The 24811-nt window shown below is 38.9% G+C and carries 18 protein-coding genes; 6 read left to right on the top strand and 12 right to left on the bottom strand.

The window, feature by feature from the left end; translation table 11 throughout:
• Positions 1 to 76: 76 nt before the first annotated feature.
• The 3 genes from exaC to GMJ66_RS00210 all read right to left on the bottom strand — a co-directional run bounded on the left by exaC (position 77) and on the right by GMJ66_RS00210 (position 3074).
• Positions 77 to 1597, bottom strand: a complete 1521-nt coding sequence (exaC, locus tag GMJ66_RS00220; RefSeq protein ID WP_156288250.1) for an acetaldehyde dehydrogenase ExaC — start codon at positions 1595 to 1597, stop codon at positions 77 to 79.
• Positions 1598 to 1933: 336 nt separating this feature from the next.
• Positions 1934 to 2116 carry a cold-shock protein gene (locus GMJ66_RS00215; RefSeq protein WP_156288248.1) on the bottom strand — a complete coding sequence of 61 codons (183 nt, stop codon included), beginning with the start codon at positions 2114 to 2116 and terminating at the stop codon, positions 1934 to 1936.
• Positions 2117 to 2198: 82 nt separating this feature from the next.
• On the bottom strand, positions 2199 to 3074 hold the full coding sequence (locus GMJ66_RS00210; RefSeq protein WP_156288246.1) for a LysR family transcriptional regulator: 876 nt from the start codon (positions 3072 to 3074) through the stop codon (positions 2199 to 2201).
• A gap of 125 nt (positions 3075 to 3199) precedes the next feature.
• Here GMJ66_RS00210 and GMJ66_RS00205 point away from each other — a divergent pair, with 125 nt between their 5' ends.
• A complete protein-coding gene (locus GMJ66_RS00205; RefSeq protein ID WP_231514768.1) occupies positions 3200 to 4222 on the top strand; it encodes a YeiH family protein in 1023 nt (340 codons plus the stop codon).
• A gap of 283 nt (positions 4223 to 4505) precedes the next feature.
• Here the strand turns inward: GMJ66_RS00205 and GMJ66_RS00200 are convergent, their stop codons facing one another.
• Together GMJ66_RS00200 and GMJ66_RS00195 are read right to left on the bottom strand one after the other, a co-directional pair.
• Positions 4506 to 5249, bottom strand: coding sequence for a Cof-type HAD-IIB family hydrolase (locus tag GMJ66_RS00200; RefSeq protein ID WP_156288244.1), 744 nt, complete (start codon positions 5247 to 5249; stop codon positions 4506 to 4508).
• A gap of 2 nt (positions 5250 to 5251) precedes the next feature.
• Complete coding sequence (locus GMJ66_RS00195) at positions 5252 to 6442, bottom strand: MDR family MFS transporter (RefSeq protein WP_156288242.1); 1191 nt, start codon at positions 6440 to 6442, stop codon at positions 5252 to 5254.
• Positions 6443 to 6931: 489 nt separating this feature from the next.
• On the opposite strand from GMJ66_RS00195, the gene GMJ66_RS00190 reads away from it, so the two are divergent.
• The gene (locus GMJ66_RS00190) at positions 6932 to 8614 is read left to right on the top strand and encodes an SLC13 family permease (protein WP_156288240.1); all 1683 of its coding nucleotides are present in this window, start codon (positions 6932 to 6934) and stop codon (positions 8612 to 8614) included.
• A gap of 348 nt (positions 8615 to 8962) precedes the next feature.
• On the opposite strand, the gene GMJ66_RS00185 is transcribed toward GMJ66_RS00190, so the two are convergent.
• From GMJ66_RS00185 to GMJ66_RS00170, 4 genes are all read right to left on the bottom strand, one after another.
• Positions 8963 to 10192 carry an MFS transporter gene (locus tag GMJ66_RS00185; RefSeq protein WP_156288238.1) on the bottom strand — a complete coding sequence of 410 codons (1230 nt, stop codon included), beginning with the start codon at positions 10190 to 10192 and terminating at the stop codon, positions 8963 to 8965.
• Between the two features lie 625 nt (positions 10193 to 10817).
• Entirely contained in the window at positions 10818 to 11375 is a 558-nt protein-coding gene (locus GMJ66_RS00180) for a CueP family metal-binding protein (RefSeq protein WP_156288236.1), read from the bottom strand.
• An 834-nt stretch (positions 11376 to 12209) separates the two neighbouring features.
• Complete coding sequence (locus tag GMJ66_RS00175) at positions 12210 to 12674, bottom strand: chemotaxis protein CheW (protein WP_156288234.1); 465 nt, start codon at positions 12672 to 12674, stop codon at positions 12210 to 12212.
• An 18-nt stretch (positions 12675 to 12692) separates the two neighbouring features.
• Positions 12693 to 14729 carry a chemotaxis protein CheA gene (locus tag GMJ66_RS00170; protein ID WP_156288232.1) on the bottom strand — a complete coding sequence of 679 codons (2037 nt, stop codon included), beginning with the start codon at positions 14727 to 14729 and terminating at the stop codon, positions 12693 to 12695.
• Positions 14730 to 15340: 611 nt separating this feature from the next.
• On the opposite strand from GMJ66_RS00170, the gene GMJ66_RS00165 reads away from it, so the two are divergent.
• Positions 15341 to 16645: a short-chain fatty acid transporter gene (locus GMJ66_RS00165; RefSeq protein WP_156288230.1), complete on the top strand. Its 1305-nt coding sequence runs from the start codon at positions 15341 to 15343 to the stop codon at positions 16643 to 16645.
• A gap of 157 nt (positions 16646 to 16802) precedes the next feature.
• Here GMJ66_RS00165 and GMJ66_RS00160 read toward each other — a convergent pair whose 3' ends face one another.
• Positions 16803 to 17708, bottom strand: coding sequence for a DMT family transporter (locus tag GMJ66_RS00160; protein WP_231514767.1), 906 nt, complete (start codon positions 17706 to 17708; stop codon positions 16803 to 16805).
• A 114-nt stretch (positions 17709 to 17822) separates the two neighbouring features.
• On the bottom strand, positions 17823 to 18059 hold the full coding sequence (locus GMJ66_RS00155) for a hypothetical protein (protein WP_156288228.1): 237 nt from the start codon (positions 18057 to 18059) through the stop codon (positions 17823 to 17825).
• A gap of 525 nt (positions 18060 to 18584) precedes the next feature.
• Here GMJ66_RS00155 and GMJ66_RS00150 point away from each other — a divergent pair.
• From GMJ66_RS00150 to GMJ66_RS00140, 3 genes are read left to right on the top strand one after another with little or no spacing between them, the layout of a single operon-like run.
• Positions 18585 to 20282: a serine hydrolase domain-containing protein gene (locus tag GMJ66_RS00150; RefSeq protein ID WP_156288226.1), complete on the top strand. Its 1698-nt coding sequence runs from the start codon at positions 18585 to 18587 to the stop codon at positions 20280 to 20282.
• Positions 20283 to 20301: 19 nt separating this feature from the next.
• Entirely contained in the window at positions 20302 to 22380 is a 2079-nt protein-coding gene (locus GMJ66_RS00145; protein WP_156288224.1) for a glycoside hydrolase family 3 protein, read from the top strand.
• A 19-nt stretch (positions 22381 to 22399) separates the two neighbouring features.
• Positions 22400 to 23662 (top strand): exo-beta-N-acetylmuramidase NamZ family protein, encoded by a 1263-nt coding sequence (locus tag GMJ66_RS00140; RefSeq protein WP_156288222.1) that lies wholly within the window; start codon positions 22400 to 22402, stop codon positions 23660 to 23662.
• Positions 23663 to 23936: 274 nt separating this feature from the next.
• Here GMJ66_RS00140 and GMJ66_RS00135 read toward each other — a convergent pair whose 3' ends face one another.
• Positions 23937 to 24779 (bottom strand): carbohydrate ABC transporter permease, encoded by an 843-nt coding sequence (locus tag GMJ66_RS00135; RefSeq protein ID WP_156288220.1) that lies wholly within the window; start codon positions 24777 to 24779, stop codon positions 23937 to 23939.
• Positions 24780 to 24811: the final 32 nt, after the last annotated feature.

Here is a 24811-nt window from a genome sequence, read left to right as displayed (position 1 = left end):
TTACTATTAAAAAAAGGAGCAAATCTCCACCTGCAGATAGTTGCTCCTTTTTTAATCTATATACTTAAAAATATACTTAAAATAATCCTGTAGCATTCTCACTATAATTGATCAGTAGGTTCTTTGTTTGCTGGTAATGGTCGAGCATCATTAAATGATTTTCCCTTCCAATACCAGATTTTTTATATCCACCAAATGCGGCATGTGCCGGATATTGATGGTAGCAATTCGTCCAAACACGTCCCGCTTCAATTTCACGGCCAAAATGATATGCAGTATTAATATCTCTCGTCCAAACACCTGCACCTAGGCCGTACAGTGTATCATTCGCAATTTCCAGTGCTTCCTCTTTTTCTTTAAAAGTTGTTACCGATAATACCGGTCCAAATATTTCTTCCTGAAAGATTCGCATTTTATTATTACCCTTAAAAATAGTTGGTTCAACGTAATAGCCGTTAGCCAATTCACCTTCTAATTTATTTACATTACCACCAGTTAAAACTTCCGCTCCTTCTTGTCTACCAATATCTAAATAGGAACTGATCTTTTCCATCTGTTCCTGGGAAGCTTGAGCACCCATCATTGTTTCGGTATCTAGAGGATGGCCAATCTTAATTTGCTTCACTCTTTCAATCGCCCTATCCATAAAGTCATCAAAAATCGACTCATGGATAAGTGCACGGGACGGACATGTACACACTTCTCCTTGGTTCAGTGCAAACATAACAAGACCTTCAATAGCCTTATCAAAGAAACCATCATCTTTATCCATCACATCTTCAAAGAAAATATTCGGTGACTTTCCACCCAGTTTTAATGTTACTGGAATAATATTTTCCGAAGCATATTGCATAATTAACCGTCCTGTTGTTGTTTCACCGGTGAATGCCACTTTAGAAATACCTGGATTCGTAGCAAGTGGCTTCCCTGCTTCTACACCAAAACCATTTACAATATTAACTACTCCTGCAGGTAATAAATCCTGAATGAGTTCAATTAAAACGTGTATAGATGCTGGTGTTTGTTCTGCTGGTTTTAAAACTACACAGTTACCAGCAGCCAGCGCTGGGGCTAATTTCCATGTAGCCATTAATAACGGAAAATTCCAAGGGATAATCTGCCCTACCACTCCTAAGGGCTCATGAAAATGATACGCAACTGTGTCTTGGTCAATTTGGCTAATTCCGCCTTCCTGTGCTCGAATAGCGCCAGCAAAATACCGGAAATGGTCGATAGCAAGCGGCAGGTCAGCTGCAAGTGTTTCCCGAACTGCTTTTCCATTATCCCATGTCTCCGCAACAGCTAGCATTTCCTTATTTTCTTCGATTCGATCAGCTATTTTATTTAATCTGTTCGCTCTCTCCGACACGGATGTTTTTCCCCATTCTTCTTTTGCAGCATGTGCAGCTTCTACAGCTAGCTGGACATCTTCTTTTGTTGAACGGGCAATTTCACAAAATACTTCGCCTGTAACTGGTGTAACATTGTCAAAGTAATGCCCTTTAACAGGTGGTCGATATTCACCACCTATGTAGTTATCATAGCGTTTACGAAATGCAATGACCGAACCTTCTGTGTTAGGATTATTGTACTTCAAAAATTGTTCCTCCTTCTCAAAAAAAAACGTTTTCATTATCGATGAAAACACCTGATGAAACCACTATTAGAACATATTCTTCCATGTTCAAAAATATTACTTTATTAGAAAACTTAGTGCCCGATCATCTTTTAGTGAATATATTCGGTTTTCTTATTAGAATGTTATAATTTTTACTACATTGACCCAATTCTTAGCTGAAATTTGATGCTTTCCTGCTGGCGCGCAAAAAAAAAAAACCGATCAAAACTGACCGGCTTTTTCAATGGAAGCTAACAAAAAAGATGCCTTCATGACATCTAATAGCTCAAATAAATGATGGAGACACTTCTCTTTTTACTTCACCTCGGGAAGTACTCGTACTTCTCGTTCCATCCTGGAGTGACAAAGTGGACATGTTGGTTCTTCTTGAAAGCTAAACGACTCTCTCATCCAGCCCTGACACTCACCACTTGTACATGACCACACATTCGTTTCTACCTCTGGAACCGGTTCTTTCGGTCCGCGAGAAAATGCCATCAAAGCATCCCCTTTCCTATTTCCACTTACTATTATACACCCTTCAGAAAAACAAAGAAAGCCTCCATGGTGCATTCAGGCTTTAAACTAGACTTTGGACTAGCTTCTCAAATACTTTTAGTGCTTTTGGATGAAACTCCTGTTGATTTTTAATAATGGAGAAATATCGCTTTATCGGAGTTCCATCTACAGGAAGCTTTTGGATCCGGTTTAGCTCTAATTCCTTCTTAAATGTTAGATTGGAAAGTAAACTTATACCAAGACCGGATTCCACTCCTTCTTTAATTGTTTGCGTACTTCCTAATGATATGAGACGGGTTGGTGTAATATGATATGTTTCAAAAAATTCCTCTAACATTATTCTAGTTCCAGAACCCTCTTCCCGTATAATCCACGTCTGCTCTTCCAAGTAAGTTCTGGAAATATTATCTGTTAATAAGGATTCCCTTCCGCTGGCAATGATATACATTTCATCCGTTGCAAATTGTTCTGCCGTAATTTGACGATGCGAATATTCCCCTTCAATAAGGCCGATATCGATTTCACGACTTACCAGTTTAGACCCGATATCTTCTGTATTACCTATCGACACAGATGGGACAATAAGGGGATATTCTTCCTGCAGCCTTGCAAGCATCTTTGGCAGTAAATATTCGCCTATCGTGTAGCTTGCGCCAATTTTTAAATTACCACTTGGATCATTCTTCATATCTGAAACGAGTATCTTCATTTTTTCGTAATCCTTGAAAATTGCTTTTGCATACTGATAGACAATTTCACCAGCTTTGTTTAGCTCTACATATTTATTCGTTCTTTCCAGGAGTTTTACACCCAACTCTTTTTCAAGGGCTGAAATATATTGACTGACAGCAGGCTGTGACATATGCAATGCTTCTGCCGCTCGGGAGAAATTTTTCCGTTCCACCACTTCATTAAATACAATGAGATGCTGATCCATACTAACAACTTCCTCTTTTATAATAAGTATTATTTATAGTTGTGATTACTATAATTTATTTTTCTTATTATATCACTAAAACTATACTAAATACTAAAGCTATAACTAGAAGGGAATATTTAAACATGAATAATGAAGCATCTAAGAAAACTTACTGGAAGAGTATGATTTTAGGCATTGCCTATACATTTGCATTTGCTTTAACTGGTTATTTACTTTCTATGATTCCAGGATTTAACCAAATTGGTCCACTTGCCTCGGCAATCATTCTAGCAATCATTTATCGGCAACTGTTTGGATACCCCGAATTCTTCCGCACTGGAATTCAATTTTCATCTAAATATTTATTACGTTTTGCTATCATTTTATATGGGTTAAAGTTAAATGTCGATATCATTTTTAATGATGGTCTCGGGCTTCTTGTAAAAGGGGCTATAACCATTATTTTTGCTATATTTATCACTATGTTTCTAGCAAAATTATTTAAAGCAAATTCACAGATTGCTTTACTACTCGGTGTGGGAACAGGTGTGTGCGGAGCAGCTGCCATTGCTGCTGTAGCTCCAATTGTAAAATCAAAGGATGAAGATACGGCAATTAGTGTCGGAATTATTGCCTTAGTTGGAACGGTCTTTTCGATTATTTATGCGCTACTATTACCGATTCTACCAATTTCCGCTGTACAATATGGAATTTGGTCCGGTCTTAGCTTGCATGAACTTGCTCATGTTGCTCTTGCCGCTGAACCAGCAGGGGAAGAAGCACTGGCAATGTCTCTATTAGCCAAACTGGGACGTGTATTCTTACTTGTCCCTCTATGTTTTGTTTTCATCTTTTGGATTAAAAATCGCAAAAATAAGGGGGAAAATGGGGAAAACGCTAAGATTTCATTCCCATGGTTCTTACTTGGATTCATTGCAATGAGTTTGTTTGGAAGTTATATATTAGGAAGCTACATTCCTGTGTCAGATGCATTGATGGATGGAGTCAGTATTGCCACTACATTCATCCTTACATCAGCCATGGTCGGACTTGGGCTAAATGTTAGTTTGAGGGATGTACGTACGAAAGCATTGCGACCGTTAGCAGCTATGCTGATTACATCGATTCTAGTTTCTGTATTGATGTATTGGATTGCGGGGATATAATAGTAAAATAGAAAGATAGGATAGGCGCTCAACATTGTTTGAGTGCCTTTTTGTTTGGAATATACGATTATTTTATTTACTTATTGGAGTGTTCACTCTCTTTCATTTATGTGGTATCTCCTCTTTCTATATGGACATCCCTCTTCCACACTTTTGAGTGCTCCCTTTCAACCTTTGAACAATCCTGCTTCGCTTATGAGAGCTCTCATTCCATTTATTAGTTTTACTCACAATATTCCCCACAAAAAAAAGAACCCCCACACTAAGTGAAGGTTTCCCATATTTACAGCACAAATTTCTCAATGGCTTTTGCTACACCGTCATTATCATTCGTATCTGTAATATGATTAGCCACATTTTTAATTGCTTCCTGGGCATTCCCCATTGCCACACCGATTCCAGCTTCCTGGATCATTTTAATATCATTTAGGCTATCTCCGCATGCCATCACTTCATCCATCGTGATCCCAATTTTCCCACATAAAAAATGAAGTGCTTTTGCTTTGCTGACACCCTTTGGATTGGCCTCCACGTTAATTGGCAATGAATTTGTTAATTCTAATTCTTCATAGTAAGATAGCTCTTTCACCATCTTATCGAGTTTATCCTGGTCTTCGGATTGACAGCCAAATTTGAGCCATTGATAATCATAAAAATTATCTGGAGCTTCATTTTGAAATACGCCATCTGTGGAGATCATCCACATGTAGACGCCAACTTCTTTTCCAATATTCCACAGTTTTTCAATTACTTCTGTTTCCATTAAATGTTGATCTAATAGCTCTTTCTTTACAGTCCAGACCTCGCCACCGTTTGCTGTCACAAGATACGATTGGAGCTTTAACTCTTCTGCATGTGGATAGCACGATCTAAATCCACGACCTGTGCTTAACACAACATGAATGTCCTTTGACAATGCTTTCGCAATAGCATCCTTCGTTCTCTGAGAAACTTCATGATCTGTGGTCAATAATGTTCCATCCATGTCTAACGCGATCAGTTTAATCGCCTGATTTTTTTCCGTCATAGTTACACTCCTTCATTTGTTTCTTTCTCTAGCATTATCTTTTTATCAAATAGCTTAGTTGTTACAAATGGTATAAATAAAATGAAAATAACAACATAGAACAATACTTCCATATTATACATATCTACAATAACTCCGCCAATGAATGGACCAATCATTCTACCTACTGCTGCAATACTGTTTACCAATCCTTGATAGAACCCTGCCCGCCCTTCTGGTGCTAACAGATTAGCCAACGTTGGAAAAGCTGGCCACATTAACACTTCACCTAATGTTAGGATGACCATGGCAATAGCAAACATCGTGAAGTCACCAGCAAACATGACAATCATAAACGATAAAATCATAATTGCAGTTCCAATATAAATCTGTTTTTTGGTTGAGGTTATTCGATCTGTAACCCATTTTACCAAAGGTTGAGATAAAACGATAAGAAAACCATTTATTGCCCAAAGTGTACTATATTGTTCAAGCGGAATTCCAATCTCCTGTGTGTATGGTGCGATAGTTGCCTGCCATTGTGTATACGCGACCCAAATAATCAGAAATCCACTACATAATATCAACAAAGCTGTAAAGGCAGATTTGTCTTTAATTTTTCCACTTTGTTCCAGTACGGACGTATGCATTTGTCTATCACTTACATTATCTAAATTCTTAAATGAAAAAAGTACAATCAAGAAAAACACGGCAAATAGTGAGGCATTTGCGATAAATATATAATGAAACGATATACTTGCTACAAATCCACCAATTGTCGCACCTAGGGCAACTCCCAGGTTTTGAGCAACATATATAGCATTGAACGTACGCCGTCCACCTTCTGGCCATAACGATCCTGCCATTGCATACATAACCGGCCATGTCACACCAGAACCAAATCCAATGATGATAAGAAATATTGCGTAGGAAGCGACATCACTATGGAAAAATGATAGCATGATTACTGCCATTAATGAGAGCAATGTTCCATAAAGCATCGTTTTATATGCGCTATACCTGTCAAAAAGCGCTCCACCAATTAGGTTTCCTACTACATTTGCTGCCTGATTTAACATTAATATTAACCCGGCAAAAGCCAAACTTTTCCCAAGTTCATTATGCATATATATTGAATTAAGCGGCCATAACAAGGAACCGCCTGTAACATTTATCGTGGTTGCTATAACTAACAGCCAAATTTGCTTTGGCATATCTATCACTCTTCTCTTCTTAAAATCACCCTTTGATATTTTATTACAATCATAATAGGTTAGCAAAGCAAATGTTCATTAAATCACAATTCAGTTTTTTTGCATGAGTGATAAAGTAAATCTTCAATTAGTGGGGGGTTTTTCATCCTCCACTGATTGTTAGTACCACAAGGGTATGACCTAAAGGCCTCTGAACGAAATAGGAGTTTACGACTGCCCGTCCCCCATTTATCATCCTTGAGGTATCTCGAATTCTTCTCGTTAAGGGTCATACAGCCAGTTAATTGCGTGATAAAAGATATAAGTAACTTAACATTAACTGTTCTCATCTGTTATAGAAAAAGACCCACCCTTTATTCTTAATCTTCATTTTATTATATGTTTTTGACACTTGTCAGTATTAAAATTTGAATTTATAATTATGTTAGGTAATTTGTTTAAAGTTAAAAAATTGTTTATTTTCGCTAAATAATAAAAGGGGGGACTACCATGCTTACAGCTACATGGAGTTGGTTATGGGAGAAACACGATCAAGTAAAGGATATGTTCCGCTTTTTCGTGAAACCAACACAGGCCACAATGGTTAAAGAGGAAAAAAGTGAGAAAGGAAAAAACAACACTTCCACATCTAATACCAATAATAGGGGCAATGGTGATGGTGGTGGTGATGGAAACAAACGAACATACACAACCGTACAATTAATTGGACTTATTGCCGGACCAGTTCTATTTCTTATTACCTTATTTACATTTCAGCCAGAGGGACTTTCTAGTGAGGGGCTGGCCATTTTAGCAAGTACGATTTGGATTGCCATATGGTGGATGACTGAAGCAGTACCAATACCTGTAACTTCACTTTTACCCATCATTTTGTTTCCGCTTACAGGAGGTATGGAAATTGGAGAAACAACCTCTTCATATGGAAATGATACTATCTTTCTATTTATGGGAGGATTTATGATTGCGCTTGCAATGGAAAGGTGGAATCTTCACAGACGAATTGCTTTAGTCATCATCTCTATAATGGGAACGAATACAGACCGAATTGTATTAGGATTTATGGTTGCAACAGGATTTTTGTCAATGTGGATTTCCAATACAGCAACAGCCATGATGATGGTACCAATTGGACTTGCAATTATTTACCAAGTTTCTGATGCATTAAAAGAAGATTCTTCCATTGATACGTCAAAGGAAAACTTTGCATTTGGAAAAGCGTTAATGCTTGGTATCGCCTATTCTGCTTCCATTGGTGGGATTTCAACACTAATTGGAACACCACCAAACACACTGTTAGCAGGTGCTGTAAATGAGTTGTACGGGATTGAGATATCCTTTGCTTCATGGATGCTTTTCGGTGTACCATTTGCATGGATTTTTATCTTCGTAGCATGGTACTATCTCGTAAAAGTTGCTCATCCACTTAAATTAAAACATTTACCTGGTGGTAAACATGTGATTAATACAGAAATGAAAAAGCTTGGGAAGGCATCGTATGAAGAAAAAGCTGTTTTTGCTGTATTTATCTTTGCAGCTTTTGCATGGATTACAAGGTCTTTTATATTAAATGAATTTATACCAGGACTAAACGATGCGATTATTGCGATGATTGCTGCTTTAATTCTGTTCATTATTCCAGCTAAAAATATCCAAGGGGACCGTTTGCTTAATTGGGAAACAGCTGTAAAACTGCCTTGGGGAATTTTACTGCTTTTCGGTGGAGGTCTTGCTATTGCAGCCGGATTTACATCTTCCGGTCTTTCAGAATGGATTGGGTATCAACTTACCGCACTTCAAGGTGTTAACTTAATGGTTGTTATTTTAATCGTTGCAGCACTTGTCATTTTCTTAACCGAGATTACTTCCAACACGGCAACAGCTTCTATGATGTTTCCGATAATGGCCTCGGTTGCATTGGCATTAAATATTCACCCATTTGCCGTAATGGTAGCCGCAGCAGTTGCTGCGTCATGTGCATTCATGCTCCCGGTCGCAACACCACCAAATGCCGTTGTGTTTGGATCAGGTTACCTGCGAATACCGGATATGGCAAAAACAGGATTTCTATTAAATATTCTAGGTGTCTTTGTAGTAACTCTAGCAATCTACTTCTTATTGCCAACCGTTTGGAGCATTGATTTAACGCAATATCCAGAAATATTAAGAGGATAACAAAAAGAACCAGGCGAATATGTAAGTGCACCCTTGAATCCAAATTCTTGCTTTGGGGTGCACTTTAAGGCCGGTTCTTTTCTTTCGCTGTATTCTATAAGATAGTTGCTTTTATTATTCCGTATTTTATATAAACTGCGAACTAGCTTTAAATGATGTTGGAGCACCAACTAACCGCTACGGAAATACACTACGACTTCCGCGGGTGACCAAAAAGAAGCGGATGTCGACCGTTGTGCAAAATATCAACACAACGGAAGCACATATCAACCAGTGTATGCGGGATATCAACCATTAGAAGGCATTACATTGTATAACAACAAACTTTACGAAAAGAGCGTTTGTCTATTAAAGTGAGTGATGCTGATTACCCACTTCTTCTTTTGCTTTTTTTCTCACCCGTTTTGTCATTACGTTTAGAAACCACAAATAAGTCACTGGCAGCAATCCAGAGAGTGCAACAACTGCATTCCATCCCCCTATTTCCCATAGTGGACTAATTGCAGAACTGCCTAATGTCACCCCAATATAATAGGCTACTAGATATAGACTTGTTGCACTGCCTTTATGGTGAGTTGCCCTCTCCCCAACGGCTGTTGCGGTAAGGGAATGAGCGGTGAAAAATCCTAAACAGAGTATGCACAGTCCAATAATAATAACGAAAATTGATTGGCTAAACGTAAGCAACGCCCCAATCGATAACACAATGATTCCAATCGTTCGTACCTTATCCAACCCAAAATTTCCTGATAACCAGCCTGCTAACGGTGAACCTATTACTCCAAGTGCATAGGCAAAATAGGTATATGATATGGTTTCCAAAGAAAGCGAAAAAGGTTCGGATTGGAGATGAAAAGGTAGGTACGTCCAAATTCCTGTAAAGGACAGCTGTAGCACTATACCTACTATAATAACTAAAACCATTGCTGGATTTTTTAAATGAAAGAAAAACCCTTCCATATCTTTTTTAAAAGAAACATTGCTTGGTTCGAAATACCTGGATTTTGGAAGCAGTAATATGACAAGCATCCCAATTACTAAACCAATAAAAGCGAAAAAATAAAATGCATGCTGCCAAGAATAATGGTCAGCAATATAACCTGTCAGCACCCTTCCGGCCATTCCACCCAGCGCATTGCTTGATATGTATAATGCTGTCGCAACCCCCAAACTCCTTCTGTCCATTTCTTCACTCAAATATGCAATGGAAGAAGCCGGCAAACCAGCCAAAGCAAATCCCTGCACAAACCGAAGAAGTAAAATGATCGTAAACGAATCAGTTAGTGACATAATAAAAAATGGAATAACAGAACCAATCATGGAAAACTTAATAAACATCGTTCTCCCGATTCGGTCCGAAAAAAATCCTAACAAGATTAATCCTACACTCAGACCAAATATAGTTAATGACAAAGCATAACTGGACGTATTGACTGATACACCAAAGTCATCTACAAAAACTGGCAACAATGGCTGTACTACATACATGGCTGCAAAAATAAAAAAGGAAGCCAGTGCTAAACTTACTGTAATCTTCCAAAAATAAAAATCACGAATTCCGTACTTCTTCTGCTGCATATATTTCACTTCCTAATGTCTAGATTATGTATCAGCGAACAATCAGTGGTTGTTTTCATCCCCACCGCTTGTTATTACCACAAGGGTATGACCTAAAGGTCTCTGAATGAATCAGGAATTAACTGGCTGCCGTCTCCCACTTCGTTCCTAAAGTGAGAGGTTACAGCCAGTCAATTACGTGATAAACAAAAAATCAACGAGATACTAACTATAGAACAGTATATACCTATTGTAGCATAGTTATTTTGACATTGGCTGTTATGGCAAAAATACAGAAAACCATCAGCTCAGGGATTTTTTCATCCCAAACTGATGTGTTAGGTTCAATCCAGTAACCAGAAGTTTACTGGCTGTACTCCCCCACTTCTCATTCTTCTTAAAATTTCCCAATTCTTGAATTAGTGCTCTTACAGCACAGTTAATTGTAAAAAAACGAATGCACTGAAAATTTCCCAGGAAATATGATGCTTTTTACTGTAGAATTTTGTATGTTTATAGTCGTAAATGTCTCCAACGGTATAATGGTGACATATTAAGATTGTATTTCTATCCGCCATCCATTATATATAGCAAAATGGGCATTGACCCAATTCGGTTCAAAGCCCATTTTTGCTATGAGTATATTTCAAGTTATATTTTCGCTGTCTTCCAATTGTATGGTCGTAATACAAGTATTGTCATCCTCAAAAGTGGAAAACTCGGATACAGCTGTTTTCCCATCTTGCTCAATGGTTACATGATACGTATGATCACGTGGAAGCCATAGGTCAATAAAGCCGTTAGCTTGTGATTCCATAGTTTCATCCACTATTACATTACCTTCCCCATCTTCAATATATACAGCAAATTTCTGCTCCACCAGTTCTCCCTGACATCCGGTTAAGCTGTGGATCGCGCAAGGATGTGTATTTTCTATATATGGTGCAATAGATACAAAAAATTCATCCTCTGGCAACTCATATGTCGTCTGATTTTCCTCGCTATCCGTCACAATTAGCTGATGAGAGTTGATTGAAGCGGACTCTTTTTCTATATTTCCAATACTATACTTACGTACTAATTGCTTCACATCTTCTGTCTGAGCCATTTCAGGTTCATTGCCACCTTCTACATTTACCAGAACAAAGATTGTCGCAAAAGCAGCAATAACCAATCCAACCAATACATATATCTTTTTGTTCATCTGCTGTTCACTCCTTTATAGTACTCAAGATATTTTAATTTCCTAGGCATTAAACAACCCTGATAATTACCTATTTTCAGAAACTTACTGTTACTTCTTTGTGACACAAGCTATTTAAATCATACCACAAATTTGCAGATATTTATCAAAATGTCAAATAAAATTCAAAGAATACAATAGCTATTTTAATGATGCTCGAATCGTTATATATTAAAGGATCTATTCGTAAGTTTTATCGTTTTTTAACCTCGCAATGGATATAGTATGCGAATTAGTATAATGCACCGTTGATTTTCGCTCTGGGCAGTCGCGCACCTTAGGGCACGGCTTCAGCCTCCTCGGAAGAAAACCACTTCCTGATCAGGTCTAGACACGTGCTTTTCCCGTAGGAGGCAATTGCCCTCCGCTCCAACCAACCAGCTTAATAGTGGTTCGCTATGCTAAGAATTTATTTAGCTAATACAAATGTTAGAAAGATAAAAGCATAAAACTAGCGGAAGAAATACACGGAGACTCCTTGAAAAAGAAAACCGCTTTTTCTGCGTGCGAGGTAACGCTGCCGAAGCCTTCCTTGTCCTGTGGGAAAAGAGGGATCGTGAGACCCCTAAAGAAGACAGCACGAGGAGGCTCACCAGCAGCCCAGGGAAGCGTAGTGTATTTCCGTAGCGTAGATTAAGATCCAATATCATCTTAAAGTTAGTTCGCAGTTTATGTTTTTAGTGGCAAAATCTCCGGCCTTTTCGAAAACATCCATAATAAAAAAGTAATTCAGTAAAGGCTGCAAGATGATACCTGCCTACTTAACTGTATTACTTTTTACTTATTGGCATACTATTATTCTACTTCTACTATTTCCTGTAATTCATTGGTTTCTTTTGGATCAATGATGGTTTCTAAATCGAGAAGAATGAGAAGTCGTTCTTCTAAATTTGCTACACCGTGGACAAAGGTTTCTTTTACCCCTCCTACGATTGGTGGTGCAGGTTCTATTGCCTCTTGTTCAATATCCTTCACATCAGTAGCTGCATCGACAATTAAACCAATCTGCATTTCTTTAATTTGTACTACTAATATTCTACTACTTTCTGTTGGTTCTTTTTCATCCATTAACAATCTTTCTCTTAAGTCAATGACTGGGGTTGTTTCCTCGCGTATATAGGTAACACCCTTTATAAAATCAGATGTCCTGGGTACTTGTGTAATCTCCTGCATTCGCTCAATGGAAATGACTTGTTTGACATTGACCCCAAAAGGTTGATCATGTAGTTTAAAAATAATAAATTTTGATAACTCAGCCACCTTACCACCTCCATCTTATTATTTAATTAAGGCATTTGGATCAATAATTAATGCAACTTCCCCATTTCCAAGTATCGTCGCACCGGAAATGGCAAATACATCCTTCAAATACACACCCAGGGACTTTAATACGACTTCCTTTTGGCCGATAAAGGAATCAACAATCAGCCCGGTAAGCTGTTCTCCCTTTTTCACGACGACAACGGCATGATATTTTACATGCGCCTCTTCTTCAAACGGAACTTGGAATACATCGGCTAACGATACAAGTGGGATAACCTGCCCACGGAAATCCATGACTTTTCTACCATGAGCATGTAAAATTTGTTCTTTCTCTAATAATGCTGTTTCTATAATGGAAGAAAGCGGTATGGCATAGGTTTCACGCTGTACTTTGACCAGTAAGGTAGCAATAATGGATAGAGTAAGCGGCAATTGGATCGAAAAGATACTACCTTTACCTTCCTGTGTTTTAATATGAATTTCGCCACCTAATGATTCAATCTTACTTTTCACAACATCCAATCCAACACCCCGGCCTGATATATCGGATACCTTGTCTGCCGTACTAAATCCTGATGAAAGAATAAAGTTTGCAATTTCATCGTTCGAGAGTGACACGGCTTCTTCTGCGGTAATAAGCCCTTTTTCAATCGCTTTTGATTGTACCTTGTCCCTATTGATCCCTGCTCCATCATCTTCAATTTCGATAAACACATGATTTCCGCTGTGAAAGGCACGCAAAGTCAAATTCCCTTCTTCTAACTTCCCTGCTTTCTTTCGGGTTTCTGGCAATTCGATTCCATGATCCACCGAATTTCGTATCAGATGCACTAATGGATCCCCAATCTCATCAATAACGGTCCGGTCTAATTCCGTTTCTGCACCAATAATTTCTAAATTGATATTTTTATTTAAGTCTCTCGCAAGTCCACGAATCATTCGTGGAAATCGATTAAACACTTGATCGATTGGTACCATACGCATAGACAGGATTAAACTCTGCATTTCTGAAGTAACCCGCCCTAAATGCTCTACAGTTTCTGTTAACTCTTGATTTTCGGATTTGTCGGAAATAACTTCCAGCCTGCCGCGGTCGATAATCACTTCTTCAAAAATATTTAATAAATCATCTATTCGGTCTAAATTCACCCGAATTGTCTTCGTTGCCTGATGCTTACCTTCTGATTTATTTGTTTTCTGGGACGTCGTTACTTTCTCTGTTTCCATTTCTGCTTTATTAATTGGAGAAGACTTGTCCTCTTTGGACTCCTCATGCCCGCTTACTTCCTGAAGAAAATCAGCAATGTCAACTTCTTTTACCTCAGAAACTTTTAATATTTGTGCTTTCAGGTTTTCCTCTTTTTCTTTAGAAAGATAAATAAATGAAAAACCTTGATCAAAGTTTCCTTCTTCAATATCTTCTATTGCAGGGGTGGTTTGAATGATTTCCCCATTTTTTTCCAGAATTTCAAAAACCATGTAGGCGCGTGCACCTTTTAATATACAGTCATCTTCTAACAATACTGTCGATTGATAAACATGGTACCCCTGTTGTCTTGCTTGCTGAACTACCTCCATTTGAAACCCATCCAGCTCTAAACCAGCAATAGAGGCGGTAACCGATTCTGCTGCAACTTCCTCTTTTGCTCCCTGTGGTTCTTTTAATGAACTACCGCCTTTTTCAATAACATCCAAGCGCTGGACCAGCTCACTGACATCCCTTTTGCCATCTTTTCCATCACCAATCGATTGAACCATATCCTCCAAATATTCAATCGCGATAAAAATCACGTCAATGACTTCTGTCGTAACCGTTAATTGGTAATTGCGGATTTGATCCAATACATTTTCCATTTTATGTGTCAAAGAAGCAATATCTTCAAATCCCATCGTAGCAGCCATTCCCTTTAAGGTATGGGCCGAACGAAAAATTTCATGAACGATATCTATGTTTTCGGGCTGTTTTTCCAATTTCAGAATATTGTCATTCACTGCTTGCAAATGTTCCCGGCTTTCATCCAGGAACATATCCAAATATTGATCCGTCTCCATATACATTTCCTTCCTTAACCAATATGTATAAGCTTCATTTTAAACATTGTTTACTCTAACTATCGTCAAAAACCTGATACAAGTAAAGGATGTTTAATGATCTATTTAATCCCAGATACTCACAGGTTGATATGCAAGGAACTCCATTACCGCTATTCGTTTCAACGATTTTAAAATGATTGATCCCTCGCCTTAGTTGAACGGCATACGCTTCTAGCTGTATAAGCACTAGGATAATAGATTTATTCTTCTTTCCCATTACTTAGTTATATTGTTCTATATCATTATATCGGAAAATCACTTTAGTTTGTGAAGAAATTTTTCCAATTTATTCTCATAAATTGGAAAAATTTGCAACCATCAAAAAGGAGGAGGAAAAGGAGCAAGTAATTCGAGGTGGCGTGAGCTCCTATGTAACGGTCTTCCACAGGAGGTGGCGACTTCTGCATTGGCCACCGGATGTGTCGGTAACTAGTCGAAAATCCAATCCCCTATCTCGGTCCTTTTATCCTCCTTTTTGAACATACACTATTAAGGACTTTTTCACCCATGTCCAGCATACATATTTACTGTAATGAGAACGCAATCATTCAATAAAAGGAGGAAAACGGATGAAAGCACTCACGTCTTTTTTTGATCGAATGGTGCAACGCTATTTGCCAGATGCTTTTTTGTTCGCTATTATCTTAACTTTTGTCGTATATCTTCTAGGCGTCTTTTTTACAGATGTGGAACACTGGGGGACAGGTTTTTGGGATTTATTGGCTTTCGGGATGCAGATGTCATTAGTAGTTGTAACAGGGTATATTTTAGCAAGTACACCAATTGTCAAAAAATTCTTATCTAAATTAAGCACCTTAGCGAACACTCCGGCTCAGGCAGTATTTTTAGTTACGATTGTTGCTCTTATCGCTTGTTTCATCAACTATGGGTTTGGACTTGCTGTTGGAGCATTGTTTGCGATTCATGTCGCAAGACGTGTACCCACAGTTGACTACCGCATATTAATCGCAAGTTCATATAGCGGAATGCTGGTATGGCATGGTGGCTTCTCTGGTTCTGTTCCACTGACGATTGCAACACCGGGGCACTTCCTGGAAGACTCTATTAGCACCATTCCCGTCGTGCAAACATTATTTAGCCCATTTAATATGTTTGTAGTTGTTGTATTATTTATTGCATTACCATTATTCAACCGATATCTATTAAAGGGGACCAACACCGATGATTTAACTGATTATTCTAACATAAATGCTCCTAAAGAAGAAGAAACGGTACAGACTGTTACACCAACTACTCCATCTGAAAAAATAGAAAACAGTCCAGTCATTTCCATTATGATTAGTGTGATGGGATTAGTATTTATTATCTATCATTTTGTCACAAATGGTTTTGACCTGAATATTAATATCGTCAACTTTATTTTCCTATTTCTTGGAATTCTCCTTCATCGTACACCGAGAAAATTTCTTGATACCGTGACAACTGGGGTTAAAAATGCAGGTGCAATTATTGTTCAATTTCCATTTTATGCTGGAATTATGGGAATGATGGCCAGTTCTGGACTTTCCGAGCAAATATCCAATTGGTTTGTTAGCTTTGCAACCGATTATACACTACCCTTTTTTGCCTTTATTAGTGCAGGAATTGTAAACTTTTTCGTTCCATCTGGTGGAGGACAATGGGCTGTACAGGGCCCTATCATGATTCAAGCAGCACTGGAAATTGGCGCGGACACAGCGAAAACAGCAATGGCTGTTGCTTGGGGTGATGCTTGGACAAATATGATTCAACCGTTTTGGGCATTACCAGCACTTGCTATCGCTGGCCTAAAGGTACGGGACATTATGGGATTCTGTGTTATGATCCTCTTTTTCAGCTTTATACCAATTACGATAGGATTGTTTTTATTCTAGGGATGGATAGCACGTACCGTTACCTTAAATTACTCGAAATGTAGAACAAGGAGTACTGGCTCTAGTCCCCCACTTATCATTACTAAAAGTATCGCGAATTTTTGAAGTGGGGGTATTACAGCCAGTTAATCACGTGTTAAATTGTCCCCTATGTAGCCTAAGGATTTCTCTTTTGTACAAAAACAATACCGATAATAATAAATACTGAACCAATTACAATACTCATTGTTAGTTGTTCATCCAGTAAAATACTGCTAAACAGCAGCCCAAAAATGGGAACAAGTAGGGTTGATATTGTAGCGGTAACCATATCTACTAAACTCATAATCATAAACCATACGGTAAAACATAATGCCGATGCAAGCACACCTGTGAATAAAATATAATAAATACTATGTACGTTTAAATCTACCGGTTCGCCCCATTCCATAAAACATGTTGCCAGGGTAATTCCGATTGCCCCAAATACCATTTGGAATGCAGAAACCTGAATTTGCGGTAAATCCTGAGCATGGAGCCGATAATAAATATTGGATATTGCCCAGGAAACAGCTGCAATAATGATGAGAATCTCGCCAATAATGATTTCGATATTCTGACCAATCCATAGATCCCAACCTAAAATGGTAAAAAGACCAGCCATTCCAATTATTAAACCTGTCATCTTTCTTGCCGTTAACTTTTCCCCGAGAAACTTTGCTGCTAGGATGCTGCCCCACATGGGCATCGAATATAAAAGTACGGACGACTTACCTGCCTCCACAAATTTCAGTGCAAACATGACCAATAGAAAAACAACTGCTGTTTGCAACATACCAATTATAAATAAATGTTTCCAATACTGCTTTGGCGGAATCCCAATTTTTAATATCCAAACTACTATAAGCAAAGTAATGGCCCCCACACTAAACCGAAATGTCGAAAAGGTGAAAGGCCCCATATATTCCAAAGCCACTTTCATTAAAACCCAGGCATATCCCCATAGAATCGTAATGGTAAAATTAAGTATCCATACAATCCCCCTATTTTTTTGCAGTATGGATACCATTCTTCGGTCAGACATCTTATTCCCCCTATCTTCTGTATGTCTATATTTCTATATTAACAAATTTGATTTCAAAATTTAGAAAAAAAAAAAATAAGCCTGCCTTTTGCACGCTTGTTAAATTCTCTCTATTTAAATCACTGTTTTTTGTTTCGTACTTATGGCACGCTTTGATACTTCAGATAATTTTTCATCGATGCTTTGAGCGTTCTCTTCAAGCCCAGTAATATTCGTCCCAATATCGTTTACCCTTTGCTCCAGTTGATTGATTAGTTCATCTATATGATAGCCATTTACTCGAATATCTCTAATATCATCCAGCCACAATGTGATCAGCTCCAACAGTTCTTCCAGCATTTTTGGTGTCAACTCATATTCCTCCCCGTAACATAAGGATAATGAGAATGTAATATTTGTTCAAGTGGCTTTAGAATGAATTTTCTAACTGTTAATAGGTCAAAATAACTGTGTTTCAAAAAATAATAAGGTTATGAATTGTAAGCACATAAAGGTAACAAATGTTAGGGGAATTATCCAGTTTCAAATGTGTAAGGATATTAGAAATACCCTTCTAATAACCATAGTCAAACTATTTACGCATTTCCTGTCTATGTACCTACAACAGAAGTAATAGGTTATGAAATTTTCTTTTAAATATTGGACTAACGTTCGATAGACAATTTTACTTTTTATTTGTATGTTTATAGTACACAAATAGTTTTCATAGAATTCCATATTTTCCAACTAATGGTTCTGTGGAAATTAGAAAAATACTCATTCTCTCACGAATGGAAGTTTTTCTTATAACTTGGGACGTTAAAATTTTAGCTACGTCAAACCCTTGCCTATTTGCTAAAATTTTATACTCCCTACTGTGTAAAAAGGGGGAAATATATGAAAGCAAACGAAAAAAAGTCTTTATATCCATCGTTATCTGTATTTCTAGCTTCTGCTATGCTTTTTAGTCCGGCAATCTCTGTCCATGCTGACATCGACTCACATGAACCCTCCATTGAATTGCAAGCTAAGAAAAATGTAACTTTACAATCTCATCCAGCTTTCTCATGGGGGAATCAGGCACCCTCGTCACCCGTGTTACATCCCGGATCAATTGGAGGTGCAGGAATGAGAGAAGAACCTTTGCTTGAGGTAGATTCGGTAATTGAATCGTTTATTGAAAATGGGACTATGCCAGGTGCTGTCACCTTCATAGCAAGAAGAGGTCACATTGTACAACATGAGGGTTATGGCCATTCCTACCTCTACGATGACACAGAAAATGTGACCGAAGAGCCAATTGAAATGTCCAAGGATACGATATTTGATCTCGCCTCCATCAGTAAAATATTTACAACAACAGCTGCCATGATTTTATATGAAGAGGGTTTATTTAATTTAGATGACCCTGTAGCAGATTACATCCCTGAATTTGCCGAAAATGGGAAAGATGATGTTACGATTCGACAGCTGATGACGCATACTTCAGGATTTACCGCATGGGTTCCCCTATACACCATTGGGGAAAACCGAGAAGACCGACTTCAATATGTTTTTCAATATCCTTTAAATAATGAACCTGGAACTACCTACACATATAGTGACTTGAATATGATTACACTAGGTGCATTGGTAGAACGCCTTTCCGGACAAAGCTTAGATGAATTTGTTAACGAAAAGATTACGAAGCCACTCGGTATGAATGAAACGATGTACAATCCACCTGAATCATTAAAACATAGAATCGCAGCTACTGAGTACCAACCATGGACTAATCGTGGACTAGTATGGGGAGAGGTTCATGATGAAAATGCCTGGTCCTTAGATGGAGTTGCCGGTCATGCTGGCGTATTCTCAACGGCGAGTGACTTGGCCATTCTAGCACATATGTATATTAATAATGGAAAATATGGCAATACACAATTATTACAGCCTGAAACCGTCAAGCTTCTAACGGAAAACCAAATTCCCGAATTTCCAGGGAATGACCATGGATTAGGCTGGGAATTATCCCAGGGCTGGTACATGGATGGGTTATCTGAAGCATCATCTCTCGGACATACTGGATATACTGGAACATCTATTGTTATAAACCAAAGCAATGACACCATCGCAATCCTTTTAACAAATCGTGTCCATCCTACACGGGAAACCGTATCCACCAATCCATTAAGGCAGCAATTTGCAAGGCTTGTGGCAGATGCGATACCTGTTTCTACACCAAAGAAAGAGGATGCATGGTTTTCCGGATATGGAGACGGGCTGAACCGAACATTAACAGCTGAAGTAAAAACAGAAAAGGATGCAACCTTATCCTTTGATACATGGTACCGGATTGAACAAGGATATGACTATGGTTTTGTGGAAATATCCAGTGACGGTGAGAACTGGAAAGCAATTTCCAATGGATATACTGGAAGCAGTCTGGATTGGCAGGGAGAAGAATTTACTATACCTGCTGGTACGTCCCACATCCGCTTCCGCTACAAAACAGATGGCGGGGTGAATGGCCGAGGATGGTATGTCACCAATATACATTTATCTGATTCACCACTGGACTTTGTCTCTGAAGGCTGGGAAGAACGAACTGATTAATATCTTAGGAGGATGGAAAATGAAAAGTACGTTTAAATCAACATTTATCTTATTTACGATCGGTGCTCTACTCCTAAGTTCCTTTAACCTCAGTAAAACAACCATTCATGCAGAAGAAAACACGAGTGTCAAAGACTTAATTATTTTCCAAAATGTTCCAGAAGTCGTGATGGAAACAGACGTTGATCAAATCCAGTTAAGTGCCCTTCATGTATATGAAGATGGTCACTTTGAAGAAGTAACAGAAGAACTGACCTGGCATTCTAAAAATAAAAATGTGGCTACTGTTGATGAAAATGGAGTTGTCACATTTACCGGCCAGGACGGACGCTCCTTTATTACAGTAACGGATGGTGAGTACAGTGATGAGATTGCGGTTCACCATAAACATGCAACGAACCAGATTATGAAACAGGAAGGTGAGCGATATAACGTGATTGACCAAGCAATGGAAGGCATGACCTTACAGGAAAAAATTGGTCAGATGCTCATGCCTGATTTTAGAACATATGACGGAGAAGACGTAACAGAAATGCTTCCGGAAATTGAAAGGTTAATTAAAGAATACCATCTAGGAGGTATTATTCTTTTCCGGGAAAACGTCGTTACAACCGAACAAACCGCACGCCTCGTCGCAGCATATCAGGAAGCATCTGAAAAATATGGTTTACTGATGGCAATCGATCAGGAAGGTGGGATTGTGACCCGTCTGCAATCAGGAACCGATATGCCAGGAAATATGGCACTAGGAGCTACACGCTCTCCTGAAATGACAGAAAATGTAGGAAGAGTCATTGGGGAGGAGCTTGAAGCACTCGGAATTAATATGAATTTGGCACCTGTTCTGGACGTGAATAACAATCCTGATAATCCCGTCATTGGTGTACGTTCTTTCGGAGAATCACCTGAACTTGTGTCAGAGCTGGGAATCGCTTATACAAAAGGGTTGCAAAGTACAGGTGTTGCAGCAACAGCTAAGCATTTCCCCGGCCATGGAGATACAGATGTTGACTCGCACCTGGGGTTACCGGAAGTTCCACATGACAAAGACCGTCTGTTGGAGGTGGAATTATATCCATTCCAACAAGCCATGGATGCAGGAATCGACGCAATAATGACGGCACATGTAACATTCCCGAAAATCGATGATACAAAAGTGACTTCCCAAAAGGATGGTACAGAAATTTCTTTGCCAGCAACATTATCCTATAAGGTGCTAACGGAATTAATGCGTGAGGAAATGGGTTACAATGGTGTGATTATAACCGATGCCTTAAATATGGCTGCCATTGCAGATCATTTCGGTTCAGTCGATGCAGTGATTCGTGCTGTAAATGCAGGAACTGATGTCATTCTAATGCCAATTGGTCTGGAAGAAGTGGCAGATGGTTTACTGGAAGCTGTGGAAACAGGTGAAATTACCGAAGCACGAATAGAAGAATCGGTTAAACGGATTTTAACGTTAAAAGTAGAGCGTGGAATTATCAAAGCAGAAAATGCCAAACCAATTGATAAAGTTGTTGCGAATGCAGAACAGGTTGTCGGTTCCCAAGCGCATAAGCAAGTGGAAGCAGAGGCAGCCAACCGCTCTATCACACTAGTAAAAAATGAGGATGTTCTTCCACTCCAAGTTAGTCCTGAAGAAAAAATAGTTGTTATAGCGAATACGTATGCGAATAGCCTTTATGATTCGATCCAGGCACATCATCAGAATACAGAATTAATCACAGCATCTGGACCATTAAGTGAGGAACAGATGGAATTTTTGGAAGAAGAAGCACATGCGGTCATTATTGGGTCCTATACGTATAACGTCAGCGGCCGTTCACCAAGCAGTCCGCAAATGCAAATGGTAAATCAAGTCATCGACAACATGAACATACCAGTTATTGGAGTAGGTATACGAAATCCATATGATTTGATGGCATACCCGGAAATTGATGCCTATCTGGCACAGTATGGGTTTAGAGAAGCAAGCTTTCAAGCAACGGCTTCTACTCTTTTCGGTAAAAATAATCCAACAGGTTTATTACCAGTAACTATACCAGATCAAGACGGGGAAATTTTATTCGAATTTGGATATGGATTGTCTTATTAAAAGGTGAGGAGTGTCGATGATGAAAAAGATGGTATTCCTGTTGACCACGTTTATATTGATTTTAAGCTCCCTAACAGCTGTATTAGCTAATAAAGATGAAGCTAAAGGGAAAGAAAATGGAAAGAATGAATTTCAACTTGGTATCGAAGTATTACTGAACGAACAAAAGGATCTTCTTGAAGGAAAGCGCGTTGGATTAATAACCAACCCTACTGGAGTCGATAAAGAATTAAATAGTATTGTTGACCTTCTGCATAACGACCCGGATGTCCAACTAACAGCGCTTTACGGTCCTGAGCATGGGGTGCGCGGTGATGCACAGGCAGGTGAATATGTGGAATTTTACAACGACGAAACAACAGGACTGCCAGTGTATAGCCTGTACGGTCAAACTAGAAAGCCAACACCAGAAATGCTGGAGGATGTTGACGTATTGTTATTTGATATTCAGGATGTAGGAACTCGCTTCTATACGTATATTTACACGATGGCCTATGCAATGGAAGCTGCAGCGGAAAATGGAAAAGAATTTATTGTACTAGACCGACCTAATCCACTAGGTGGACAAAAAGTGGAAGGACCTGTTTTAGACCCGGACTATGCTTCTTTTGTAGGTAATTACCCGATTCCACTTCGTCACGGAATGACCGTCGGCGAATTAGCTAAGCTTTTCAATGAGGAGTTTGAAATTGCCGCAGATTTAACGGTAGTCGAAATGAAGGGCTGGAATCGTAATATGTATTATGACGATACGAAACTGGAATTTGTGCTACCGTCACCAAATATGCCAACCCTTGAAACAGCCATTGTTTACCCAGGTGCAGCATTAATTGAGGGAACGAATGTATCAGAAGGCCGGGGGACAACCAAACCATTTGAATTCATTGGAGCACCGTTTGTAAACAGCACAGAATTTGCAGCTGCCTTAAATGAATTGGAACTGCCAGGAGTCACATTCCGTGCAGCTTCCTTTACTCCATCCTTTTCCAAACATAGCGGAACGTTAAGTCATGGAATTCAAATTCATGTAACAAACAAGAAAGCTTACAGGCCTGTAGAAACAGGGCTTCATATCGTCAAAACACTGCATGACATGTATCCGGAAGACTTCGAGTTCAGAGCAGAAAACAGTGCAGGAATCTCTTTCTTTGATAATTTGATTGGAAATGGCTGGATCCGTGAGATGATTAAAAGCGGAGACACTGTGACAGAGATGCAAAATCAGTGGAAAGATGAACTAAATGAATTTAAACAAGCGAGGAAAGAATATCTTATTTATTAGAAACCTGGGCTTTTGAATCATGATATATATCGTTTAAATGACGCGAGAAATGCTCGCGTCATTTCTTCTTTTAAGTAAAAGGCTGACGCTCGATTTGGGAGGGAGCTCGTGCGATTTGACTTGGCTGTCGCTTGGTTTGCGTGGGGGCTCGCCCGATTTGACTTGCGGTCGCTCGGTTTGTGTGGGGCCTCGCGCGATTTGACTTCGCGATCGTTCGATTTGTATGAGAACTCGTGCGATTCATTTTAACTACCGCTCAATTTTAATTCATAAATTACCCCTTTATAGCTCCCTCTGTCATTCCTTGGGCAATCCTGCGCTGGAAGATGGCATATAGAATAATAACCGGAACCGTAGCAATCACAAGGCCGGCAAATAAGGTACCCCATGCATTTGTGTATTGTGCTTCATTACTTATATAATCAATAGCTAATGCGAGTGTATAATTCTGACTACTTTGCAAAAAGATTAATGCCATAAAATATTCATTCCAGAACTGAATGGCATTCATAATCGTAACTGTAATAATCCCTGACATACTTAGTGGGGTAATAATTTTCCATAACACGCCATAGGGAGACATCCCATCTATTGCTGCTGCTTCTTCAAGGGATCTGGGTATGGTACTTATAAAACTAGTTAAAATGAAGATAGTAAAAGGCAGTTGACTAACCGCATACACAATGGCAAGCCCGAAGATATTATCAAGTAAGTTCAGTTCCATTAACATGAAAAACAATGGAATCCAGCCAAGCACCATTGGAATCATCATTGAAGACACGTAGAGCATAAATAAAAAATGACTTCCTCGAAAATTAATCCGTTCAATTGCATAGGAAGTCGGGATAGCAAGTACCAGTGTCAGGGCAGTTCCCGCCAGCGTAACAATTAAACTGTTCATTACACTCGTCCCAATATTATAGTTTGTCCACGCATCGATATAGTTTTGTAGATTATATACCTCCGGGAAGCCCCACGGAGACCGATATATTTCTGCATTGGATTTAAAGGAGCCGAGAAACATCCAAAAAATTGGATATAAAACAGCCAAAGTCCATAAAATCAGTGGAATTCGGATCCCCGCTTTTCCAAGCATCTGTCCTACACTTTTTTTCACGATTTCTCCCCCATTCCATTTGAATCTTTCGT

Source organism: Oceanobacillus salinisoli, from assembly GCF_009733865.1.
GTDB classification, from domain to species: domain Bacteria; phylum Bacillota; class Bacilli; order Bacillales; family Amphibacillaceae; genus Oceanobacillus; species Oceanobacillus salinisoli.
The sequence above is the reverse complement of the archived record's forward strand: the minus strand, read 5'-3'. Positions and strand labels throughout refer to the sequence as shown.